This is a genomic window from Streptomyces sp. NPDC098781, from assembly GCF_044759995.1.
Lineage (GTDB): Bacteria > Actinomycetota > Actinomycetes > Streptomycetales > Streptomycetaceae > Streptomyces.
The window spans coordinates 248,008-269,913 of the sequence record NZ_JBIWAK010000010.1 but is presented as its reverse complement, the minus strand read 5'-3'; the positions used below and the strand labels follow the sequence as shown (position 1 = coordinate 269,913).

24 protein-coding genes are annotated in these 21,906 nt (G+C 71.2%); 11 read left to right on the top strand and 13 right to left on the bottom strand.

The features are described 5' to 3' along the window. The first annotated feature begins 52 nt into the window (after window positions 1–52). The 4 genes from ACIQWG_RS34765 (at window position 53) to ACIQWG_RS34750 (ending at window position 5,306) form a co-directional block, all read left to right on the top strand. Complete coding sequence (locus ACIQWG_RS34765) at window positions 53–259, top strand: cold-shock protein (RefSeq protein WP_016436693.1); 207 nt, start codon at window positions 53–55, stop codon at window positions 257–259. A gap of 353 nt (window positions 260–612) precedes the next feature. Beyond that, complete coding sequence (gene groL, locus ACIQWG_RS34760; protein WP_369271854.1) at window positions 613–2,235, top strand: chaperonin GroEL; 1,623 nt, start codon at window positions 613–615, stop codon at window positions 2,233–2,235. A 320-nt stretch (window positions 2,236–2,555) separates the two neighbouring features. Next, window positions 2,556–3,683: an NADH:flavin oxidoreductase gene (locus tag ACIQWG_RS34755; RefSeq protein WP_404103053.1), complete on the top strand. Its 1,128-nt coding sequence runs from the start codon at window positions 2,556–2,558 to the stop codon at window positions 3,681–3,683. A gap of 147 nt (window positions 3,684–3,830) precedes the next feature. Then, complete coding sequence (locus ACIQWG_RS34750; RefSeq protein WP_404103050.1) at window positions 3,831–5,306, top strand: MFS transporter; 1,476 nt, start codon at window positions 3,831–3,833, stop codon at window positions 5,304–5,306. 10 nt (window positions 5,307–5,316) lie between these two features. Here the strand turns inward: ACIQWG_RS34750 and ACIQWG_RS34745 are convergent, their stop codons facing one another. From ACIQWG_RS34745 to ACIQWG_RS34725, 5 genes are all read right to left on the bottom strand, one after another. Next, entirely contained in the window at window positions 5,317–5,892 is a 576-nt protein-coding gene (locus ACIQWG_RS34745; RefSeq protein ID WP_404103047.1) for a hypothetical protein, read from the bottom strand. A gap of 51 nt (window positions 5,893–5,943) precedes the next feature. Beyond that, on the bottom strand, window positions 5,944–6,918 hold the full coding sequence (locus ACIQWG_RS34740; protein ID WP_404103044.1) for an ankyrin repeat domain-containing protein: 975 nt from the start codon (window positions 6,916–6,918) through the stop codon (window positions 5,944–5,946). A 95-nt stretch (window positions 6,919–7,013) separates the two neighbouring features. Continuing rightward, the gene (locus ACIQWG_RS34735) at window positions 7,014–7,520 is read right to left on the bottom strand and encodes a DinB family protein (RefSeq protein WP_404103041.1); all 507 of its coding nucleotides are present in this window, start codon (window positions 7,518–7,520) and stop codon (window positions 7,014–7,016) included. A gap of 26 nt (window positions 7,521–7,546) precedes the next feature. Continuing rightward, on the bottom strand, window positions 7,547–7,750 hold the full coding sequence (locus ACIQWG_RS34730; RefSeq protein WP_404103038.1) for a DUF397 domain-containing protein: 204 nt from the start codon (window positions 7,748–7,750) through the stop codon (window positions 7,547–7,549). Then, window positions 7,734–8,573 carry a helix-turn-helix domain-containing protein gene (locus tag ACIQWG_RS34725; RefSeq protein ID WP_404103035.1) on the bottom strand — a complete coding sequence of 280 codons (840 nt, stop codon included), beginning with the start codon at window positions 8,571–8,573 and terminating at the stop codon, window positions 7,734–7,736. Before ACIQWG_RS34725 ends, ACIQWG_RS34730 begins: the two co-directional genes overlap by 17 nt. 115 nt (window positions 8,574–8,688) lie before the next feature. On the opposite strand from ACIQWG_RS34725, the gene ACIQWG_RS34720 reads away from it, so the two are divergent. After that, the gene (locus ACIQWG_RS34720; RefSeq protein ID WP_404103032.1) at window positions 8,689–8,952 is read left to right on the top strand and encodes a hypothetical protein; all 264 of its coding nucleotides are present in this window, start codon (window positions 8,689–8,691) and stop codon (window positions 8,950–8,952) included. Here ACIQWG_RS34720 and ACIQWG_RS34715 read toward each other — a convergent pair. The 3 genes from ACIQWG_RS34715 to ACIQWG_RS34705 are packed head-to-tail and all read right to left on the bottom strand — an operon-like array spanning window position 8,941 to window position 11,683. After that, a complete protein-coding gene (locus ACIQWG_RS34715) occupies window positions 8,941–9,771 on the bottom strand; it encodes an aldo/keto reductase (RefSeq protein WP_404103030.1) in 831 nt (276 codons plus the stop codon). The two genes, ACIQWG_RS34720 and ACIQWG_RS34715, sit on opposite strands and share 12 nt — an antisense overlap. 25 nt (window positions 9,772–9,796) lie before the next feature. After that, window positions 9,797–10,732, bottom strand: coding sequence for an N-acetylmuramic acid 6-phosphate etherase (gene murQ, locus ACIQWG_RS34710; protein ID WP_404103027.1), 936 nt, complete (start codon window positions 10,730–10,732; stop codon window positions 9,797–9,799). A gap of 39 nt (window positions 10,733–10,771) precedes the next feature. Further along, on the bottom strand, window positions 10,772–11,683 hold the full coding sequence (locus tag ACIQWG_RS34705; protein ID WP_404103024.1) for a MurR/RpiR family transcriptional regulator: 912 nt from the start codon (window positions 11,681–11,683) through the stop codon (window positions 10,772–10,774). Between the two features lie 55 nt (window positions 11,684–11,738). Here ACIQWG_RS34705 and ACIQWG_RS34700 point away from each other — a divergent pair, with 55 nt between their 5' ends. Beyond that, the gene (locus tag ACIQWG_RS34700; RefSeq protein WP_404103021.1) at window positions 11,739–12,125 is read left to right on the top strand and encodes a hypothetical protein; all 387 of its coding nucleotides are present in this window, start codon (window positions 11,739–11,741) and stop codon (window positions 12,123–12,125) included. A 25-nt stretch (window positions 12,126–12,150) separates the two neighbouring features. Then, window positions 12,151–12,420, top strand: coding sequence for a DUF4031 domain-containing protein (locus tag ACIQWG_RS34695; RefSeq protein WP_404103018.1), 270 nt, complete (start codon window positions 12,151–12,153; stop codon window positions 12,418–12,420). A 33-nt stretch (window positions 12,421–12,453) separates the two neighbouring features. On the opposite strand, the gene ACIQWG_RS34690 is transcribed toward ACIQWG_RS34695, so the two are convergent. From ACIQWG_RS34690 to ACIQWG_RS34680, 3 genes are all read right to left on the bottom strand, one after another. Beyond that, window positions 12,454–12,927 (bottom strand): carboxymuconolactone decarboxylase family protein, encoded by a 474-nt coding sequence (locus ACIQWG_RS34690; RefSeq protein ID WP_404103016.1) that lies wholly within the window; start codon window positions 12,925–12,927, stop codon window positions 12,454–12,456. A gap of 116 nt (window positions 12,928–13,043) precedes the next feature. After that, complete coding sequence (locus ACIQWG_RS34685) at window positions 13,044–14,165, bottom strand: GNAT family N-acetyltransferase (protein ID WP_404103013.1); 1,122 nt, start codon at window positions 14,163–14,165, stop codon at window positions 13,044–13,046. Between the two features lie 27 nt (window positions 14,166–14,192). Continuing rightward, window positions 14,193–14,840 carry a hypothetical protein gene (locus ACIQWG_RS34680; RefSeq protein WP_404103010.1) on the bottom strand — a complete coding sequence of 216 codons (648 nt, stop codon included), beginning with the start codon at window positions 14,838–14,840 and terminating at the stop codon, window positions 14,193–14,195. Between the two features lie 46 nt (window positions 14,841–14,886). Here ACIQWG_RS34680 and ACIQWG_RS34675 point away from each other — a divergent pair, with 46 nt between their 5' ends. From ACIQWG_RS34675 to ACIQWG_RS34665, 3 genes are all read left to right on the top strand, one after another. Beyond that, complete coding sequence (locus ACIQWG_RS34675; RefSeq protein WP_404103007.1) at window positions 14,887–15,561, top strand: maleylpyruvate isomerase family mycothiol-dependent enzyme; 675 nt, start codon at window positions 14,887–14,889, stop codon at window positions 15,559–15,561. A 139-nt stretch (window positions 15,562–15,700) separates the two neighbouring features. After that, window positions 15,701–16,396: a copper homeostasis protein CutC gene (locus ACIQWG_RS34670; RefSeq protein WP_404103004.1), complete on the top strand. Its 696-nt coding sequence runs from the start codon at window positions 15,701–15,703 to the stop codon at window positions 16,394–16,396. Window positions 16,397–16,884: 488 nt separating this feature from the next. Continuing rightward, on the top strand, window positions 16,885–17,505 hold the full coding sequence (locus ACIQWG_RS34665; RefSeq protein WP_404103001.1) for a dihydrofolate reductase family protein: 621 nt from the start codon (window positions 16,885–16,887) through the stop codon (window positions 17,503–17,505). A 6-nt stretch (window positions 17,506–17,511) separates the two neighbouring features. Here the strand turns inward: ACIQWG_RS34665 and ACIQWG_RS34660 are convergent, their stop codons facing one another. Continuing rightward, window positions 17,512–19,560: a HelD family protein gene (locus ACIQWG_RS34660; RefSeq protein ID WP_404102998.1), complete on the bottom strand. Its 2,049-nt coding sequence runs from the start codon at window positions 19,558–19,560 to the stop codon at window positions 17,512–17,514. Window positions 19,561–19,863: 303 nt separating this feature from the next. Here ACIQWG_RS34660 and ACIQWG_RS34655 point away from each other — a divergent pair, with 303 nt between their 5' ends. After that, a complete protein-coding gene (locus tag ACIQWG_RS34655) occupies window positions 19,864–20,043 on the top strand; it encodes a hypothetical protein (RefSeq protein ID WP_404102995.1) in 180 nt (59 codons plus the stop codon). 136 nt (window positions 20,044–20,179) lie between these two features. Here the strand turns inward: ACIQWG_RS34655 and ACIQWG_RS34650 are convergent, their stop codons facing one another. Further along, window positions 20,180–21,838, bottom strand: coding sequence for a DNA repair helicase XPB (locus ACIQWG_RS34650; protein ID WP_404102992.1), 1,659 nt, complete (start codon window positions 21,836–21,838; stop codon window positions 20,180–20,182). Between the last annotated feature and the right edge of the window lie 68 nt (window positions 21,839–21,906).

The following is a 21,906-nucleotide window of genomic DNA, read 5'->3' as shown; positions in this document are numbered from 1 at the left end:
CGGATCCGCGAAGTGTGGATCTGTGCAAGGGCCAGTAATAGGGGAGTTAGGCATGGCTCAGGGCACCGTCAAGTGGTTCAACGCGGAGAAGGGGTACGGCTTCATCGCGGTCGACGGTGGTGCGGATGTTTTCGTCCACTACAGCGCGATCCAGATGGACGGGTACCGCACCCTGGAAGAGGGCCAGCGGGTCGATTTCGAGATCTCGCAGGGTCAGAAGGGGCCGCAGGCGGACATGGTCCGGCTGGCGGCCGGCTGAAGCACGCGTCGACTTAAAGCAGCGACGTTCTTCTTCGAAGGGCCCGCACCTCCTCGGGGTGCGGGTCCTTCGTCGTGCCGTTCACCATGCCCTTCGTGGCGTCCGGACCCCGTTCTCCCCCTGTTCGCGCGCGGCGGAGCGCCTCGCCCGATCCCCGAGAGCCGCTTGCACTCGCCTACCCCGAGTGCTAATCATTGCGTTAGCACTCTGAAGGTGAGAGTGACAAAGAAGGACCGGGTCGGTGAGGCCCGCAGGCCGGGTGGGGCAAGGAACCACGAGGCAGGCGAGCCGTCCGTCGCGGGCGCGGGCGCGGTCCGAAGGAATCACCCCCAGTCCTGGAGGGACCACTTCACATGGCCAAGATCATCGCGTTCGACGAGGAGGCGCGGCGCGGCCTCGAGCGCGGCATGAACCAGCTCGCGGACGCCGTGAAGGTGACGCTCGGCCCCAAGGGCCGCAACGTCGTCCTCGAGAAGAAGTGGGGCGCCCCCACGATCACCAACGATGGTGTCTCCATCGCCAAGGAGATCGAGCTCGAGGACCCGTACGAGAAGATCGGCGCCGAGCTGGTCAAGGAAGTCGCCAAGAAGACGGACGACGTCGCCGGTGACGGTACGACCACGGCGACCGTTCTCGCCCAGGCCCTCGTCAAGGAAGGCCTGCGCAACGTAGCCGCCGGCGCCAACCCGATGGCCCTCAAGCGCGGCATCGAGCGTGCCGTCGAGGCCGTCTCCGCCGCCCTGCTGGAGCAGGCGAAGGACGTCGAGACCAAGGAGCAGATCGCTTCCACGGCCTCCATCTCCGCCGCCGACACGCAGATCGGCGAGCTCATCGCCGAGGCGATGGACAAGGTCGGCAAGGAAGGCGTCATCACCGTCGAGGAGTCCCAGACCTTCGGTCTGGAGCTGGAGCTCACCGAGGGTATGCGCTTCGACAAGGGCTACATCTCGGCGTACTTCGCCACCGACATGGAGCGTATGGAGGCGTCGCTCGACGACCCGTACATCCTGATCGCCAACTCCAAGATCGGCTCCGTCAAGGACCTGCTCCCGCTCCTGGAGAAGGTCATGCAGTCGGGCAAGCCGCTGCTGATCATCGCCGAGGACGTCGAGGGCGAGGCCCTGTCGACCCTGGTCGTCAACAAGATCCGCGGCACCTTCAAGTCCGTCGCCGTCAAGGCCCCGGGCTTCGGTGACCGCCGCAAGGCGATGCTGAACGACATCGCCATCCTCACCGGTGGCGAGGTCATCTCCGAGGAGGTCGGTCTCAAGCTCGAGAACACCTCCCTGGACCTCCTGGGCAAGGCCCGCAAGGTCGTCATCACCAAGGACGAGACCACCATCGTCGACGGTGCCGGCTCCTCCGAGCAGGTCGCGGGCCGGGTCAACCAGATCCGCGCCGAGATCGAGAACAGCGACTCGGACTACGACCGCGAGAAGCTCCAGGAGCGCCTGGCGAAGCTCGCCGGTGGCGTCGCCGTCATCAAGGCCGGTGCCGCGACCGAGGTCGAGCTCAAGGAGCGCAAGCACCGCATCGAGGACGCCGTGCGCAACGCCAAGGCGGCCGTCGAGGAGGGCATCGTCGCCGGTGGTGGCGTGGCTCTGCTCCAGGCTTCCCAGGTGTTCGAGAAGCTGGAGCTCGAAGGTGACGAGGCGACCGGCGCCAACGCCGTGAAGCTCGCGCTGGAGGCCCCGCTCAAGCAGATCGCCGTCAACGGTGGTCTCGAGGGTGGCGTCGTCGTCGAGAAGGTGCGCAACCTCACGGTCGGCCACGGCCTCAACGCCGCGACCGGCGAGTACGTCGACATGATCGCCGAGGGCATCATCGACCCGGCGAAGGTGACGCGTTCCGCGCTCCAGAACGCCGCGTCGATCGCCGCGCTGTTCCTCACCACCGAGGCCGTCATCGCCGACAAGCCGGAGAAGGCCGCCGCGCCTGCCGGTGGCGGTATGCCGGGCGGTGACATGGACTTCTGATCTCCCAGGGGCTTCGGCTCCGGTTGATCAACGTCCTTACCGAGGGCGGTACTTCCTGTTGCGACATTCGCGACAGGGGGTACCGCCCTCGGTGCGTTCGGCGGGTGCGGGCCGGTGGGGGCCGGTCGCGCAGTTCCCCGCGCCCCTTGAGGGACGTGCAGCGGGCGTACGTCCAGGGGCGCGGGGAACTGCGCGAGCAACCAAGGGAACCCCTTCCTCGGGAATGTGCGGCCTCGTGCGACCGGTTGCTTAAGGTGGTGCAACAATGCGCGTGCACATACTGACCGGTTTTACCGACTCGCTTCCAAGGAGCCCCCCACGTGACCGTCACCCAGCCCACCGCCTCCCGCGCGGCCCAGATCCTCTCCCGGCCGACCGTGATCAACGGCCTCACCGTCCCGAACCGCATCGTGATGGCGCCGATGACCCGGATGTTCTCGCCGGGCGGCGTCCCCGGTGAGGACGTGCTGTCGTACTACTCCCGTCGCGCCGCCGCGGGCGTCGGTCTGATCGTCACCGAGGGGACGTACGTCGGTCATGACTCCGCCGGGCAGAGCGACCGGGTGCCGCGGTTCCACGGGGAGGAGCAGCTGGCCGGGTGGGCGAAGGTCGCCGACGCCGTGCACGCGGCGGGCGGGACGATCGTGCCGCAGCTGTGGCACATCGGCATGGTGCGCAAGCAGGGCCAGCCGCCGTTCGCCGACGCCCCGGCCGTCGGTCCTTCCGGGCTGCGGATCGGTGCCGACGAGGCCACCGGCCGGGCGATGACCCAGCGCGACCTGGACGACGTGATCGGCGCCTTCGCCGAGGCCGCCGCGGACGCCGAGCGCATCGGGTTCGACGGTGTCGAGATCCACGGCGCCCACGGCTACCTGGTCGACCAGTTCCTGTGGTCGGGCACCAACCGCCGCACGGACGCGTACGGCGGTGACCCGGTCGCCCGTACCAGGTTCGGCGCGGAGATCGTGGCCGCCGTGCGCGAGAAGGTCTCGCCCGACTTCCCGGTGATCTTCCGCTACTCGCAGTGGAAGCAGGAGGCCTACGACGCCCGTCTCGCCGAGACCCCCGAGGAGCTGGAGGCCGTCCTGGCCCCGCTCGCCGCGGCCGGCGTCGACGCCTTCCACGCCTCCACCCGCCGCTACTGGGTCCCCGAGTTCGACGGCTCCGACCTCAACCTCGCCGGCTGGACGAAGAAGCTGACCGGCAGGCCCACCATCACCGTCGGCTCGGTCGGCCTGGACGGCGAGTTCCTCGGCGCGTTCGCCGGGCAGGGCTCCGGACTCAAGGGCATCGACGACCTCCTGGACCGTCTGGAGGCGGAGGAGTTCGACTTCGTCGCCGTCGGCCGTGCGCTGCTCCAGGACCCGGAGTGGGCGGCGAAGGTGCTGGCGGGGCGGTTCGGCGAGCTGGCGCCGTACGACGCTGCCTCGCTGAAGACCCTGAGCTGACGTCCGCCTGGTCACCCCCCACCCCCCTCTGTGTGCGGGAGGTGGGGGGTGACCTGCGTCGCTTGAGTAAGTCAATCAACTGACTTAAAGTTGCCTCGGTCAATCACGCGTGCTCTTTCACGCTCGTACGCCGACGGAGGCCCCGCAATGTCCGAAAGCCCTGCCCCTTCCGCCGAGGCCGGGGGTGCCCCGCCGAGGTCGAACGCCGTGGTGGCGGTGCTGGCCTTCGCCGGGATCGTCGTCTCGCTGATGCAGACCCTGGTCATTCCGATCGTCCCGGAGCTGCCCCGGCTGCTCGACGCCCCGGCGTCGGACACCGCCTGGGCGGTCACGGCGACGCTGCTAGCCGCGGCCGTCGCGACGCCCGTGATGGGCCGCCTCGGCGACATGTACGGCAAGCGGCGGATACTGCTGGTGAGTGTCGTACTGCTGGTGGGCGGCTCCGTGGTGTGCGCCCTCAGCGACTCGCTGGTCCCGATGATTCTCGGACGGGTGCTCCAGGGACTGGCCTCCGGTGTCATCCCGCTCGGCATCAGCATCATGCGTGACGAACTCCCCGCCGAGCGCCTCGGCTCCGCCACCGCCCTGATGAGCGCCTCCCTCGGTATCGGCGGCGCGCTCGGCCTGCCCGCCGCCGCGCTCATCGCGGACAACTTCGACTGGCACATGCTCTTCTGGACCTCGGCCGGCATGGGCGTGGTGGCCCTGGGGTGCGTGCTGCTGTTCGTGCCCGAGTCGAAGGTGCGCACCGGTGGGCGCTTCGACCTGGTCGGCGGCATAGGCATGGCGGCCGGGCTGGTCTGTCTGCTCCTTGCCATCTCCAAGGGGGCCGACTGGGGTTGGGGCAGCGGTACGACGCTCGGCCTGTTCGTCGCGGCCGTCGTGATCCTGCTGGCCTGGGGCTGGTGGGAGCTGCGGACCGAGCAGCCGCTGGTCGACCTGCGTACGACCGCCCGCCGGCAGGTGCTGGTGACCAACCTGGCCTCGATCGCCGTCGGCTTCGCGATGTTCGCGATGAGCCTGGTCATCCCGCAGCTTCTCCAGCTCCCGGCGCAGACGGGCTACGGCCTCGGCAAGTCGATGCTGGTCGCGGGCCTGTGCATGGCGCCGTCCGGACTGGTCATGATGGCGACGGCCCCGGTGTCGGCGGCCATCTCCCGGGCCAAGGGGCCGAAGGTCACGCTGATGGTGGGTGTGCTCATCGTCGCCGTCGGCTACGGCCTCAACATCGTCCTGATGTCCGAGGTCTGGCACTTCGTCCTGGTCGCCTGCATCATCGGCGCCGGCGTCGGCTTCGGCTACGGCTCGATGCCCGCCCTCATCATGAGCGCGGTGCCCGCGTCGGAGACGGCCGCGGCGAACAGCCTCAACACGCTGATGCGTTCCCTCGGTACGTCCACGGCGAGTGCCGTCGCGGGCGTGATCCTCGCCCAGATGACGACGAACCTCGGCGGCTACGCCCTTCCGTCCGAGAACGGCTTCAAGGTGGTCCTGGCCGTGGGTGCCGGGGCGGCGCTGCTGGCGTTCGTGGTGGCGTCGTTCATCCCGCGGCAGGGTTCGCCCGCGGCCGGCGAGCCGGTGTCGGCGAAGGCCGCGGAGCCGGCCGGAGCGGCAGCCAAGTAGCCCGTTGCGGCTAGAGGTTGCCCATCGGCTCGATGTAGACCTTCACCGGGGTTCCCCAGACGCGGAGCACCTCGTAGTCGGTGAACTCGTGCACGATCCGGTAGGCCATCGCGGGCCGTGGACCGCGGCGCTGGGCGGCGAGATACAGCTCGGCCTCCCGGCGGTCGCGGCGCGGGGTGCCGCACAACTGCCACTCCTGACCGTTCCACAGCTCCGGCAGCCAGCGCTGCTGGGGCTGTGGGCGATCGCCTCGCACGCCGTACCGGGAGGGGACGGGGTGCTCGGGGGAGTGGCCGGCGGCGGGACCGGAGCCGTTGAACTCGGCGCGACGGGCCGCCCGGCGCCGGGTTTCGCAGAGCAGGCAGAGGTCGGGGGCGGCGCTGTCCACCGGGCCGTTCGGGTGCTCCGGGCAGCGGGTGGTGGGGGCGGCGCCGGTGACGCTCTCGTCCAGGCGGTCGAGGGCGCGGCGCAGGTCCGCCTTGACCTCGTGGAGTCTGGCGTCCGAGGTGTCGGCGGTGAGGGACTCGCCGTGTTCGCCGAGCAGGCGCAGGGCTCGGCCCAGGGCGGTCAGTTGGGCGTGGTTCACGGGCTGGCTCCGGGGGCTTGCGGCGGCCTTGGTCAGGTGGTGCGGGGCGGGTCAGGTCGCCCAGTAGTCGCGGTCCGGCAGCTCGACCCAGTGGTCCGGCGGGCCTACCACCGCTCGGGCGTCGGTCGGGCGCAGGCCGGCGTAGGCGAGCGCGTAGGCCACCGCGTGGTGGCAGTGGACGTACGAGAACAGGACCTCCTGCGGAGTGTCCCCGCTGTCCGGGCCGCCGCCCGGGTGCAGGTCCCAGTCTTCGCAGACGCCGTCGCGGTGGATGCTGCCCTGGTTGCCGCTCTTGGGGTTGGCGTACAGACCGTAGGAGACGGTACCCGCGGACAGGCGGGTGTGGACGCCCGGCATCGACGGGCCGTATCCCCAGGGCTGGGTGACGACGCAGCCGCCGGGCACGGTCGTCACGCCGACGAGCCGCAGGGTGTCGTCCAGGTCGTAGTCGTACGGGTCCGCCAGCAGGTCGGCCATCAGCTCGGCGTCGGCCGGTGTCGCCTCCAGACGGCGTATCGCCTCCTCGGCGTCGATCCCGGCCACGCACGCGAGCCCGAGGCCGTCGTCGTAGAAGTCGCCGAGCGCCGCGATGAGCCGGCGCCCCTCCTCGGCCACCGCGCGCTCCGCCTCCGTCAGGCCGGGCCGGTCCCGGGGCAGGGCGAACGGACCGGGCTCCGGCCCGGCGAGGCTCAGCCGCGCCGGCGTCCATCCGCCGTGCCCGATCCACTCCGGGTCGGCTCCGGCGGCGGCCAGTGCCCGCGCGTTCTCGGAACGGCCCGCGACCACCGCGTCCCACAGCGCGGTGGTCCCGTTCTCCAGCGCGTCCACGTCCGCCACTCGGCGGGCCAGTTCCGCGACGACCTCGGGCGAGCCGAACACCGCCGCCCGGTGCAGGGGCCGCGAGCCTCCGACGCCCCACCGCTCCGGATCGGCTCCCGCGTCCAGGCGCCGCGACACGTCCTCGCGGTCCTCCCAGCCTCGGTAGTCCATGTCCGCCCAGCCGCCGGCGTCCCCCGTGCCCGTCATCCCCTGCCCCTCCCGCCGCCCTCTGTCTCCGTGCTGACACCATCGCAGACAGCACTGACAACGGGCCGTGCGGGCCGGAACCCCCGCGCCCTCACTCAGCCCATGCTCTTCGCCCCGTCCAGGGACTCGCGGATGATGTCGGCGTGGCCGGCGTGCTGGGCCGTCTCGGCGATGATGTGCAGCAGCACCCTGCGGGCCGACCACTGCGCACCGGGCTCGAACCACGGGGCCTTGGGAAGCGGGTGGGAGACGTCCAGGTCGGGCAGAGCGGCCACCAACTCGTCGGTTCGGTCGGCCACTTCCTCGTAGGCCGCCAGTACGCCGTCGAGCGTCTCGCCGGGGAGCATGCGGAAGTCGTCCGCGCGTCGCGCGAAGTCGGCCTCCGTCATGGAGTCGAAGTCACGCATCGCCGACGTGCCCTTCTCGATGAAGTTCGCCCAGTTCCGTTCCGTCGACGTGACGTGCTTGATCAGCCCGCCGAGGCACAGCTCGCCGGCGGTGGTCCGCTGCCCCGCCTGCTCGTCGGTGAGGTCACGGGTGGTGAAGCGGAGGAAGTGGCGGTGCTTGGCCAGTGCTTCCAGGAGATCAGTGGTCTCAGTCATGGAACCTACGGTAGGAACCGATTAGGTCAGATTCTGACCGCATCTATGAAGGCGGACCAAGCCGATGTGGTGAATATGAGCTTCGGGCCGTGGGGGTTCTTGGAGTCGCGGACGGGGGTGAGGATGGGGAAGTCTTGGGTGACCTCAAGGCAGTTGCCGCCGTCGCCGCCGCTGTAGCTGGACTTCTGCCAGGTGGCCGCGTCCAGGTCGTACTCAGGAATGCTCCTCATGGGCGTAATCCTGCGCCATCGTCTCGAGGAGAGCCAGAGACTTCTGCGGCGACAACGCGCAGGCAGAGAGGAGGTCGTAGGTGCCGCGCTGGTACCTGACGGTGGCCGGGTCGTCCTCCAGCCGCCCGGTGCCGACCCCTTCGAAGTAGACCAGTGGGGGCGCGTCTTCGAAGTCCATCAGCTTGATGGCGCCCTGCATCGCCGCGTGTGCTCCCCCGTCGAACGGCAGCACCTGCACGATGATCCGGCTCCGGCGTACGAGGCCGATGATGTGCTGGAGGGCCTCCGCCATCACCTCCCGCCCACCCGTCACCCGTCGTAGCGCGGCCTCGTCAAGCACCACCCACAACAAAGGATCTGTTGGATCGGTCAGGAGGCGGGCCCGCTCCATCCTGGCCGTCACGAGTTGCTCGATCCTGTCGTCCGGCGCTGTCGGCTGGTGCGCGCGGCACACCGCTCGTGCGTAGCCCGCGGTCTGGAGCAAACCGGGGATGAGCAGGGGTGCGTACTCCTTGATCTCCGTGGCTTGCGCCTCGGCCTCCGCCGCCTCCGCGAAGTGCTCCGGATACCGGGACTTGTTGGACGCCCGGCAGTTCCGTTCGAAGAACCCGTCCGTCCCCAGCGCCTCGTCCAGCAGTGGAGCCATATCGGGCCGCAAGCGCCTTGTACCCGCCTCCAGTTGGCCGATGAACGTGCCGCTGACGAAGAGCTTCAGGCCCAGGGCCTCCTGGCTGAGGCCCTTCCTCTCGCGTACGTGACGCAACTCCGCCCCGAGCAGCGCGCGCGGGGATGAGGAGGGGTCGAGGTCCTTGGGTCCCGGCATGGCAGCTCCCGGTCGAACAACGCAGATGTTGGTGCCGACTCTCTGGCCAGGCTAGAGCCGGACCCGACACGCTGTGTCGCGAACAGTGAACTCTGCGTGGAGAGGTGAGGTCAGCGTGCGGTCGACCGAAGAAGTCGTGGCGTTGCTGCGAGAGGCCCTCGGGGGCGTGGGTGTCGTACTGCCGTCCCTGTGCGTGGATCCGGTGACCGGGGCCGGCAAGGAGCCGTTCGCCCTGGTCCAGTTGGGCCGCTGCAATGTGCGCACGGCCGAGCGGCTGGTGGCGGCGCTGCGGGGCGAGCCCTTGGCACCCGTGCCGACGAACGAGCAGTTGTTCGCGCGGGTCCGGGAGGTCAACAGGGAGGGGAGGCTACCGCGTTAGACGCTCGTACTGGTCCTGGGTGAGGTGTACGGCGTCCGCCCCGAGGTTCTCCTCCAGGTGCGCGACGCTGGACGTCCCCGGGATCGGGACGATCACCGGCGAGTGGGCGAGGAGCCAGGCGAGGGCGACCTGGGTCGGCGTGGCGTCGAGTTCCTTCGCGACCTGGGCGATGGCCGACGACCGTGCCCCCGACTGGCCCGCCGCCGAGGGGCGCCATGGCAGGAAGGCGATGCCGGCGTCCTGGCACGCCTGGAGTACGGGCTCGTGCTCGCGGTCGAGGAGGTTGTAGCGGTTCTGGACGCTCGCGATGTCCACGACGGCGCGGGCCTCGGCCAGTTCGGCGGTCGTCACCTCCGACAGTCCGATCCGGCCGATCTTGCCCTCGTCGCGCAGGTCGCGGAGGGCGCCGAGCTGGTCGGGGACGGGCACGCCCGGGTCGAGGCGGTGGAGCTGGAGCAGCTCGACGCGGTCGAGGCGGAGCCGGAGCAGGGCCTCGTCGACCTGGGCGCGCAGATCGGCCGGTTCGCCCGCGTGCCGCCAGCCCTCGCCGGAGGTGGTCCGGCGGATCCCGACCTTCGTGGCGAGCACGAGCCCTTCCGGGTACGGGTGCAGCGCCTCGGCGAGGAGATCCTCGTTGCCGCCCCAGCCGTACATGTGTGCCGTGTCGATCAGCGTGACGCCGAGCTCGACCGCGCGCCGGGCGACCGCGACGCACGCGGCGCGGTCCTCGGCGGTCTCGGGCCGCAGGTGCATCGCCCCGAACCCGAGCCGTCGTACTTCCAGATCGCCGCCGATGCGGAACGTCGTCGGTGCCGTCATGCGGCCACGCTAACAGGGGAGTTGGCTACTTCCGCGCGGTTTTCAGGGCCGCCCGCAGGTGGCCGTCGGCGTCGGCCAGGAGCCCGGTCGCCGTCGCCCCGTCCACTCCCGCCAGCAGGACCAGGATCGCCGTCTTGACCTCGCCGTCCGCCTCGGTCAGGGCGTGCTCGATGTCGGTGTCGTCGGCGCCGGTGGCGAGGGCGACGATGCGGCGGGAGCGGGCTCGTAGTTTGTCGTTGGAGGCGCGGACGTCGACCATCAGGTTTCCGTAGGTCTTGCCGAGCCGGATCATCGTGATCGTCGACAGCATGTTGAGGACCAGCTTCTGGGCGGTGCCGGCCTTGAGGCGGGTCGAGCCGGTGAGCAGTTCGGGGCCGACGACGATCTCGATGCCGTGCTCGGCGGCCGCCGCGAGGGCGCTGCCCGGGTTGCAGGACAGGCCGACCGTCAACGCGCCCTGCCGACGGGCGTGTTCGACGGCGCCGATCGCGTACGGGGTGCGGCCGGAGGCCGAGACGCCGACCACCGTGTCGGCCGGGGTGAGGACGAGGGCGTCGAGGTCGGCGCGGGCCAGTTCGGTGGAGTCCTCGGCTCCCTCGACCGAGGTGACCATCGCCTCGGGGCCGCCCGCGATGAGTCCGACGACCTGGTCCGGGTCGGTGTTGAAGGTGGGCGGGCACTCGGAGGCGTCGAGGACGCCGAGCCGGCCGGCGGTGCCGGCGCCCGCGTAGACGAGCCGCCCGCCGCGAGCCATCCGCGCGGCGACGGCGTCGATGGCGGCGGCGATCTCGGGGAGCCGTGAGGCGACGGCGGCGGCCACGGAGGCGTCCTCGCCGTTCATGAGCCGGGCGATGTCGAGGGTGGGGAGCTGGTCGATCTCGGCGAGTTCGGGCCGGAACGCCTCGGTGGTCAGGGACTCCAGCTCGGCACGGAGGTCACGGGGGGCAGATGCAGAGGTCATGAGGAGGACGGCTCTTTTCCAGGTTCCGGTGCCTACGGTCTATCTGCGATGCCGGTGTGCCAGCGCCTCGTAGGACGCGGCGAGCGCCGGCGCCGCGGTGTCGTACGTCCGCTGGGCCACGCCCACGAACAGGCAGTCCACGACGAGCAACTGACTGGTGCGCGACGACATCGCCGCCGGTCGCAGCTCGCTCTCCCGGGCCGTGGACGTCGTGAGGACGTGATCGGCGTACTGGGTCACCGCCCCGTCCGGCCGCCCGGTGATGGCGACCGTCGTCGCCCCGCGCTCGAACGCGACCCGCAACGGCTCGATGACGTCACCGGTCGACCCGGAGTGCGTGATGGCGATGGCCACGTCACCGGCCCGCAGCTGCACCGCGTTGGTCACGGCGAGATGCGGATCGCTGTGGGCGTGGGCTATCAGCCCTATCCGCAGCAGCTTCTGCGTCAGATCCTGTGCGACCAGCCCCGACGCTCCGACGCCGTACACATCGATCCGGCGGGCACCGGCGGCGGCCGCGACCGCCGCGCCCAACTGGACCGTGTCCAGCCCCGCGGCCGTGTCGGCGAGGGTCTGCTGTTCGTCGTAGGCGAGCTTGGCGACCACGTCGGCGATCGGGTCGTCCACCGCGATGTCGGTCGTTATGGCGGGGGCGCGTCCCGACTGCTGCTGGGCGGCGAGGCCGGCCAGGGCGAGGCGCAGGTCGCGGTAGCCGGGGTAGCCGAGGAGGCGGGCGGTGCGGACGACCGTGGCCTCGCTGGTGCCGGTGAGTTCGGCGAGGCCGGTGACCGTGAGGGCCGCGCAGCCCGCCGGATCGTTCGCGACCGCCTCCGCCACGCGCTGCATGGAGCGCGTCATCGACGGGGCGAGCGTGCGCACCTTGGCCGCGAGCGCGGCGGGCGCGGGTGCCGCGCCCGTGCGACCGAAAGTTTCCTTCACTTCATTGGTCACACCTGAAAGGTATTTTCAGGACGGTGTCGTGGTCAAGAGTGCGCACAATAGGAGCATGGAACCCGTCACTCCGCTGGAACAGGCGCTGCACACCGCCCGCGCCCTCGTGCTCGCCGACCTGGTCGCGGGCGAGGTCGCCGAGGCGGACGTGGTGTCGCTGGTCGAGGAGGCGGTCGTACAGCGGCGATGGTGGGTGGAGCAGTGGCCGCAGGGCGCGGAGTACGTGGCCGGGCTGGTGGCGCAGGACGTACAGGACGCGCTGCTGGACCGCTACGGCCGCTGGCCGCTGTGCCCGGTGTGCGGCGGCGGCGATCCGCACGCGCTGGACATCGAGCCGGAACTGGGCCCCGACCCGTACTGGGTGTGCCACAAGGCGGGGGTCAAGGTCGCCGCCGTGGGGTTCCTGGGGCAGGCCGCCGCCGGCGAGGCACCGTCCTCGTGAGGTGCTCCGTGGCGCTGGTGACGTCGTGACGATCTACATCGACCCGCCCACCTGGCCGGGCCACGGCCGGATGTGGTCCCACCTGGTGAGCGACCTGTCCTACGACGAACTGCACGCGTTCGCCGACGGGTTGGGCGTGCCACGGCGGGCCTTCGAGCGGGACCACTACGACATCCCCTCACACCGCTACGCCGACGCGGTACGCGCCGGCGCGGTGGAGGTCAGCAGTCGTGAGGTGGTGCGGTTGTTGCAGGGGGCGGGGTTGCGGAGGGCGAAGGGGCGGGGGTGGGACTGACGCCCCCTCGGCCTCGCGCCGGGCCGCTCGCGGTTACGCGAACTGTCCGGGCCGGTAGGAGCCGGCCGGCTGCTGGACCATGACGTTCAGTCGGTTGTAGGCGTTGATCAGGGCGATCAGTGACACCAGCGCGCCGAGCTGTTCCTCGTCGTAGTGCTTGGCGGCGTTCTCCCAGACCTCGTCGGGTACGCCGCCGGCCGCGTCGGCGATGCGGGTGCCCTCCTCCGTCAGCGCCAGCGCGGCGCGCTCGGCCTCGCTGAAGACGGTGGCCTCGCGCCAGGCCGCGACGAGATTGAGACGGACGGTGTCCTCTCCGGCGGCGACGGCGTCCTTGAAGTGCATGTCCGTGCAGAAGCCGCAGCCGTTGATCTGGCTGGCGCGCAGCGTGACCATGTTCTGCGTCGCGACGGGCAGCGACGAGTCATGGATCACCTTGCCCGCGGCGCCGATGTGCTTCAGGGCCTTGCCGACGGTCGGGATCTCGAAGGCGTTCAGACGGGCGCTCATGGCGAACTCCTCGGTCAGTGGCTGTGGTGGGTGGTTCGGTGACTCGGTGGTTCGGTGGTTACACAGCTATGACGGAGTGGGTCCGCGCGATGTGACGGCCGTGGGTGTGACCTGGGTCACTGCCCTTGCCGGGGCGCGCTCCTGCGGACGTAGAGCCGAAGGTCCCGGTCCATGTCCCGCTGCTCGTAGGCGAAGCGCTCCTCCTCGACGGTCGCCCGCACATAGCCCGCGCGGGCGGCGACGCCCTGCGAGGGGGCGTTGTCCTCGTGGATGGCGGCGATGAGGGCCTGTACGTCGTCCCTGGTCAGGGAGTGGTCGGAGAGGGCGCGCAGGGCCTCGCTCGCGTAGCCGCGGCCGCGGACGCCCTCCACGAGGTCGTAGCCGACCTCCGCCAGGCCCTCTTCGTCCGGGGCGCCGTGGAAGCCGATGCCGCCGACCGCGAGGTTGTCCTCCTCGCGGACGAGTACGAACAGCCCGAACTCGGGGCGGTGCACGCCCGACCCGTACGCCTTCAGCACCATCTCGGCAGCCTGCCGTGTCCCCTCGAAGGGGCCGCCCACGACCCAGGTGAAGCCGCCGTCGCCGCCCTTGCTCAGGTCGGCGGCGGCCGCGGGGGTGACGCCCTGGAGGGTGAGGCGTTCGGTCGCGAGGACCAGGTTGTTGTTCCAGCGCCATTCGGTGACCGGCGCGCGGCCGGGCAGGTCGCCGCGGCCGGTGGCCCACAGGAGGGTGCGCCAGTGGTCCGGGCCGGGGCGGACGTGCGGGAAGATCGTCGTGAGGACGAACTCTGCCAGTTCGGCGGCCGGTTCGTACGTCACTCCCAGTCCCTCGGCGATGTCGTGCGTGTGCAGCAGCACCTCGGCGACTCCCATCGCGGCGAAGCCCTCGGGGTTCGCGCTGCGGAAGGGGTACGGGTGGAAGGCGCGGACGCCGGGGGGTGTGGTGCGGACGGCGGCGGTGAGCAGGGCGCCGGTCGTCTCGACGACCTGGAGCAGCCCTTCGTTGTCGGTGCCCTCGTCGACGGCGATGTCGAAGGGGACGTAGGCCCGCTGGGCGCGGCCCGCCAACTGGCCGGCGTAGGCGATGAGATCGCTCGCGATGTGCTCGGTCGTGGCCCGGCAACTCCATTCCAGGTGCCCGGCCTTCACCCCCTCCCAGTCCTGGTCCACCACGGTGCGCAGCAGCGCCAGACAGCTCGCCACGGCCTCGGTCACGTGTTCCCCGCCCCTGTGTCGCATGTGCGGCAGGCTACGGCCCGCCCCCGGTCACGGCGACAGCATTTCCAGCTCGCCGGCGAGGTTGTAGCGGGCGGTGGCCTCCCACTCCTTCTGGCCGTGCGGGGTGCGGAACAGGCTCGGCAGGGCGAGGAGTTGGCGCAGGATCGCGGCGCGGCCCGCACGGAAGTCGTCGTTCGGCACGAAGTGGTACTCCTCGCGGACGGCGGCCGTGTAGGCGGCGTACGCGGAGGGCGGCGCGGCGAGGATCGCGAGGTCGGCGTCGCACAGGACCTGGCCGTCGCGGTCCTCCGGCGCCGGGTCGTGGGTGGTGGTCAGGCGGACGAGACGGGCCACCTCGGCGGTCCGCTCCGGGGGGACGCCGGCTTCTTGGAGGGCGCGTTCGGCCAAGCGGGCGGAGCGTTCCTCGTTCGTGGACCGTTCCGGCAGGTACACGGCGTCGTGGAACCAGGCCGCGAGCCGCACCGCCACCACGTCGTCCGCGTACTGCTCCAGTACGTCGACGTGCCGGAGGACCGCCGCCAGGTGCTCGACCGTGTGATAGCGCCGCTGCGGCTCCGACCAGCGGCGCAGGAGGGCGTCCCCGTACCGGTGGGGGTCGATGGCGCAGGAGTCGTCGGCGCGTGCCGCGAGCAAGGTGCCCAGCCAGCGGGAGCGGAGATCTTCGAGGTCGGCCATGTGCCCATTCTCCCGGGCCGCGGCCCGGCGCTCTAGCGTGGAGGTCATGACTACTGCTGACGTGCACGACGTACGGGATCCCGAACTGCCGGGGCGGCTGCTGGTCGTCGAGCGGGACGCGCTGGTTCCGCTGTTGCGGGCGCGGCCGGACGCCGACTTCGCGCTGCCGACCGTCGCGTGTCCGGGGTGGTCGGTGCGGGATGTGCTGGCGCACTGCTCGGCCGCTTTGATGCGGGTGGTCGAGAGCCGGTTCGAGGAGGGCGTGTTCTCACCCGCGTCCAACGACCGGGACATCGCCGAACGCGCCGACTGGACGAACGCGCAGGTCCTCGACGAACTGGAACGCGGGATGACTGAGGCGGGGCCGGTGATCGCCAAGGCGGGCGGGGCGCTGGACGGCGTCGCGCTCGGGGAGTGGGTGCACGCCGGGGACGTACGGGAGGTGCTCGGGGAGCCCGGCGCGTATGCCGGGGCCGGGCTGCCCGACGCGCTGCGGCTGCTCGCGTGGCTCACCCGGGAACGCCGGCACGTCCCGCTGCACGCGGACCTGGACGATGTGGACGAGCCCCTGCGCCTGGGCGACCCGACGGCACCGCGGCCGCCGGCGCGGTACATCGGGGAGGCGGCGACGCTGGTGCGGCTGTACGCGGGGCGGCCGGTGGAGGGGGCGTCGTACGAGCTGGCGGGGGCGGAGGCGGGGGAACTGAACATGTTCGGATGACGGTGGCTCCGGGCGGCGGCGCCTCGGATCACGGCGTGTCCTGGGTTGGGCCGATCTTCGGCGGGGCAGGCGTACCCTGGATTGGACTAGACCTGTAGGCGTCCAGTGGTAGCCGTCGAATGCCGAGAAATGGGGTCCCATGAGCAAGCGTGCAGTCCTGGAGGTGATCGCCCTCGGCGTCGAGGACGCGGTCGCCGCCCAGGCCGGAGGTGCGGATCGGCTCGAACTGGTCACCGACATGGCGGCCGACGGGCTCACCCCGCCGGTCGAGACCTTCGCCGGGATCCGGGCCGCCGTCGACATCGACCTGCGCGTGATGCTGCGACTGGCGGACGGGTTCGCGGCGGGGGACGTCGAGGACGTGGTGCGCGTGGCGCGCGAGCTGCGCCGGGCCGGGGCGGACGAGTTCGTGCTCGGCTTCCTCGACGCCGACGGCGGGGTGGACCTGGAGGCCGTCGAGCGGGTCGTCGGCGCACTGGACGGGTGCCGCTGGACCTTCCACCGCGCGATCGACCGGGCCGCCGACCGGGACGCGCTGCGCAAGCAGCTGGACGGGATGCCGGGGCTGGACACGTACCTGACGGCCGGATCGGCGAGCGGTGTGGACGAGGGTCTGCCGACACTGCTCGCCGAGGTGGCCAGGAGCGGGGAGCCCGGATACGAGCCGCGGATCCTGGTGGGGGGCGGACTGCGACTGGATCATGTGCCGGGGCTGTTGGCGGCAGGGATCGACGGATTCCACATCGGCGGGGCGGCGCGCCCCGGTGGATGGGACGGGCCGGTGTCGGTGGAGGCCGTGGCGGGGTGGCGGGCGGTGTTGGACGGGGTGGCGTAGGCGGCGGTGCGCGGGGCCCGGGTGGGGTGCCGGGGCTGGACGCGCGTATGTGACGGCCGGCGGCGGGGTCGACGCGTTCTGCATCGCCGGGTCGCCGGGTCGCCGGGTGGCCGGGTCGCCGGGTGGCCGGTTCGTCGGGTCGCCGGGTCGCCGGGTGGCCCGGTGGGTGGGACGGGCCGGTGTCGGTGGAGGCCGTGGCGGGGTGGCGGGCGGTGTTGGACGGGGTGGCGTAGGCGGCGGTGCGCGGGGCCCGGGTGGGGGTGCCGGGGCTGGACGCGCGTATGTGACGGCCTGCGGCGGGTTGCCGGGGCTGGTGGCGGCTCGGGTGTCGGCGTGCTTCAGCCGTGGCGGGCTGTGCTGGACGGGGTGGCGTAGGCGGCGGTGCCTGCCGTTGGACACGGGGTGTCGTGGTCGACAGCGGCCCCGTGAGGGGCGAGGCTGGCAAGGCGGCGAGCACGAGGTTCGCGCGTGCCGGTGAGGAGAGGGCCATGACCGCGCCAACGGGCAAGGTGACCTGCGACATCACGATCTCGGCCGACGGGTACTCGGCCGGGCACAACCAGACCGAGGAACGCCCGTTCGGCGACGACGGCAGCGACGGCTCGGGCGACAGGCTGCACGCCTGGATGTTCGACACCCCCGACGAGAACCGGGCCGAGATCGACCAGCTGGGCGCCGCCAAGGCGTTCATCATGGGGCGCAACATGTTCGGTCCGGTACGCGGTGCGTGGGACCGGCAGTGGAACGGCTGGTGGGGCGACAACCCGCCGTTCCACGCCCCGGTGTTCGTGCTCACCCATCACGCGCGCGAGCCGCAGCCGATGGACGGTGGCACCACGTTCCACTTCGTCACCGACGGCATCGAGGCGGCCCTGGCCCAGGCACGCGCGTCGGCCGGCGAAGGCGACGTCGCGATCCAGGGCGGCGCGACCACCGTCAACCAGTACCTCACCGCCGGCCTGATCGACGAGCTGCGGCTGCACATCGCGCCGCTCACCCTCGGCGCCGGCACCCGGGTGTTCGAGGGCGTCCCGCCGCTGAAGCTGGAGCAGGTCGGGTCACGGTCGGCGAGCCAGGTCACGCATGTGACCTACCGCGTGCTGCGCTGAGCCCGCTCACCGCAGCTGATCCGGCAGCGGCGCCCCGTGCGCCACGATCAGCCCCGACACCGCTCGCGTCAGGGCGACGTACAGCCGCCGCAGCCCCGTCCGCTCGTCCGGTTCGCCGTCCACCACCGCCTGGGGTTCGTCCAGGACGACATAGTCGTACTCCAGGCCCTTGGCCAGCGACGCCGGGACCAGTGTGAGGCGGGTCTGTTCCGTCGTCTCCTCGCCGGGGGCCAGGCAGCCGATGCCCTGCGCCGCCAGCGCCTGCGACAGCGCCGGAACCCGCGCGTCCGCGGCGATCAGGCCGACCGACCCCTCGTTGCGCAGCAACTCCTCGCACGCCGCGACGACTTCGGCCGGGTCCGACACCCCACGGACCTCGAAGAACCCCGGGTTCTCACGGATCGACTCGACCGGAGTGAGGCCCGGCGCGATGTGCGGGAGGAGACGGGAGGCGTAGGTGATGACGTCCGTCGGGACGCGGAAGCCCGCCGTCAGCTCCTCGATGACCCCGTCCGACTTGCCGAGATGGGCCAGCGCCTCGTCCCAACTGCGCGTCGCCCACGGTGTCGTGCCCTGCGCCAGATCGCCGAGGACCGTCGCCGAACCGGTCGTGCAGCGGCGGCCCACCGCCCGGTACTGCATGGGCGAGAGGTCCTGCGCCTCGTCGAGGACGACATGGCCGAGGGACGGTGTCCGGGTGACGAGGTCGGCCGCCTCGTCGACCAGCACCGCGTCCGCCGCCGACCACTTGGCCGACTTCACCGACCGCACCGGCTTCGCCCACAGGATCGTCTTCTGCTCGTCCTCGTCCAGGAGACCTCGCGCGTGTTCGGCCAGGAAGTCCGCCTCCGTCAGCAGCCGCAGCACCAGCTTCGCCGGGTCGACCGGCGGCCAGATCGCCTTGACGGCGGCCTTCACCGCGCTGTTGCGCGCCACCGCGTCCTGCACCCGGTCGTCCGGCGCCTCGCCCGACCGCTCCATCTGCACCAGCACGGCATGCGCGATGCGCTGCGGAAGGGCCTCACGTGCGGCGCCGTAGCGGATGTCGCGGGCGAGCAACTCGCGTACGGTCTCTTCGAGTTCGTACGCCGGGACGCGCCAGCGGCGTGATCCCCGTACGACGACCACCGGCTCGGTCGGCATGGTCACATGCGAGTGGATCGCGCGCCGCAGCACCTCCGCCATCCGCGCGTCACCCTTGATCACCGCGGCCGCCGCCTCGTCCGTGCCGCGCACCTCGACATGGGCGACCAGGTCGTCGACCGTCGCCTGGCGGACCGTCAACTCGCCCAGCGCCGGGAGGACCTGCTCGATGTAGTGCAGGAACGACTTGTTCGGGCCGATGACCAAGGTGCCGGTGCGGGCGAGCCGCTCGCGATGGGCGTAGAGGAGATAGGCCACCCGGTGCAGGCCGACGGCCGTCTTCCCGGTGCCCGGCCCGCCCTGCACACACACGGTCCCGCCGAGCCCGGACCGGACGATCTCGTCCTGCTCCGGCTGGATCGTCGCCACGATGTCCCGCATCGGGCCGACGCGCGGGCGCTCGATCTCCTGCTGGAGCAGCTTGCTGGTGCGGGCCGCCTCGCCCGGGTCGGACAGGTGCTCGTCCTCGTACGCCGTGAGGTCGCCGCCCGTGTAGCCGAAGCGGCGGCGCAGCGCGATGTCCGACGGATTCTTCTTGGACGCCCGGTAGAACGGCTGGGACACCGGTGCCCGCCAGTCGATGACCATCGGGTCGCCCTCGGCGTCGTGCACATGCCGGCGCCCGATGTAGAAGCGCTCGCCCCGCGCGCCCTCCGCCTTCTCGACGCCCGGTGCGTGCAGATAGTCGAGCCGGCCGAAGAACAGCGGGGTGTCGCTCAGGTCGGCCAGGGCCTTGATGCGCTCGTCGATCTGGTGGGCGAGGACTGCGGCGTTGACCCAGTTCGCGGTGACGTCGGTGATGTCGAGGGACTCGACGTCCTCCCGCATGGCGCGCAGGGCGGCACGGGAGGAGGCGAGGTGGGAGCGCTCTCGCTGGAGCGGGTCCAGCGGGTCGTCGACGGGCGTGGACAAGGGGGTGCCTCCGGAGGACCTGCGGTGAGTGGTCGACAGAGCCGACCGGTTTCCGTCCGGACGGCGGCGCTCCGTGAACGGAGGCGGGCAAGAGCGGAGATTTTAGGTGAGCGTCCACGCTGGATGCCACCTGGTTTTTCCGTCCCGGTGCCACCTGGTTTTTCCGTCCCCGGCCCCGTCCCCTAGGGGGCGCGCCCCTCCCCCCTGGGGGTAGGGGGTCCGTCCCGAGGTGTACGGCGGCCGTACCCGGCTTGGCACCCCAGGCCGATGCGGTCTTGATGCCTGCGAACCCATCATGGAGACATGAGCGCAGCAACCATCCACCCAGCCCCTACGGGCCCCCGAGGAGCGACAGCGCTCGAAGGGAGCCACCGTCATCGCCTCGGCGAAGCCCTGCGTGCCATCAGGGTGTTCGCGGGTGCGGCCTTCGACGTGATCGTCCTCGGTGAGTACGGCGAGGAGGCGGGCGTCCGCCGCAAGTGAGCCCCGGGATCGCCCGGGTTCACGCGGGCCGCTCGGTGACCCGCCGGTCACACTCCGCGACCCGCGGGCAACTCCGCACGCACACTCCGGCCGCACACTCGGGCCGCACACTCCGGCCGCACACTCGGGCCGCCGCCTACCCGTCCGCCGTCGACCCGTCCGCCAGGATCTCGTCCGCGTCCACGATCCGGTACGCGTAGCCCTGTTCCGCCAGGAAGCGCTGGCGGTGGGCGGCGAAGTCCTGGTCGATCGTGTCGCGGGCGACCACCGAGTAGAAGTGGGCCTGGTGGCCGTCGGCCTTCGGCCTGAGCACCCGGCCCAGCCGCTGCGCCTCCTCCTGGCGGGAGCCGAAGGTGCCCGAGACCTGGATGGCGACCGTGGCCTCCGGCAGGTCGATCGAGAAGTTCGCGACCTTGGACACCACGAGCACGCTGATCTCGCCCTGCCGGAAGGCGTCGAAGAGCTTCTCGCGCTGGGCGTTGGAGGTCTCGCCCTTGATGACGGGGGCGTTCAGATGCTCGCCCAGTTCGTCGAGCTGGTCGATGTACTGGCCGATCACCAGGGTCTGCTGGCCGGCGAAACGCCGGACGAGGGCCTCGGTGACCTTGCGCTTGGTGTCGGTCGTCGCGCAGAAGCGGTACTTCTCCTCCTGCTCGGCGGTCGCGTAGGCGAGCCGCTCGGCGTCGGTGAGATTGACGCGGACCTCGACACAGTCGGCGGGCGCGATGTAGCCCTGCGCCTCGATCTCCTTCCAGGGCGCGTCGAAACGCTTCGGGCCGATCAGCGAGAAGACGTCCGACTCGCGTCCGTCCTCACGGACCAGGGTCGCCGTCAGACCGAGCCGGCGCCGGGCCTGGAGATCGGCCGTGAACTTGAAGACGGGGGCGGGCAGCAGGTGCACCTCGTCGTAGAGGATCAGTCCCCAGTCGCGGGAGTCGAAGAGCTCCAGATGCGGGTAGACGCCCTTCCGCTTGGTCGTCAGCACCTGGTAGGTGGCGATGGTGACCGGGCGGATCTCCTTGCGCGTCCCGCTGTACTCGCCGATCTCCTCCTCGGTGAGCGATGTCCGCTTCACCAGCTCGTGCTTCCACTGCCGGGCCGAGACGGTGTTGGTGACGAGGATGAGCGTGGTCGACTTCGCCTGGGCCATGGACCCGGCGCCGACGAGGGTCTTCCCGGCGCCACAGGGCAGCACGACGACGCCGCTGCCGCCGTGCCAGAAGTTCTCCACGGCCTGCTTCTGGTACGGCCGCAGGGCCCAGCCGTCCTCGACCAGGTCGATCGGGTGCGCCTCGCCGTCGACGTATCCGGCGAGGTCCTCGGCCGGCCAGCCCAGCTTCAGCAGCGTCTGCTTGATCTGACCGCGCTCGGAGGGGTGCACGGCGACGGTGTCCGGGTCCAGCCGGGCGCCCACGAGCGGCGCGATCCGCTTCGAACGCAGCACCTCCTCCAGGACCGGGCGGTCGGTGGTGGTGAGGACGAGGCCGTGCGCGGGGTGCTTGGAGAGCGTGAGGCGGCCGTAACGGTCCATCGTGTCGGCGATGTCGACCAGCAGGGCGTGCGGCACGGGGTAGCGGCTGTACGTCACCAGCGCGTCCACGACCTGCTCGGCGTCGTGCCCGGCCGCGCGCGCGTTCCACAGGCCGAGCGGGGTGACCCGGTAGGTGTGGATGTGCTCGGGCGCCCGCTCCAGCTCGGCGAACGCCGCGATCGCCCGACGGCACGCGTCGGCCTGCTCGTGATCGACTTCCAGGAGCAGGGTCTTGTCCGACTGGACGATCAGTGGTCCGTTCACGTGCGTACGTCCTTCCGCTCGACCACCCGGCCAAACGTCCAGTGTGCCTGATCGATTCCTGATCGAAA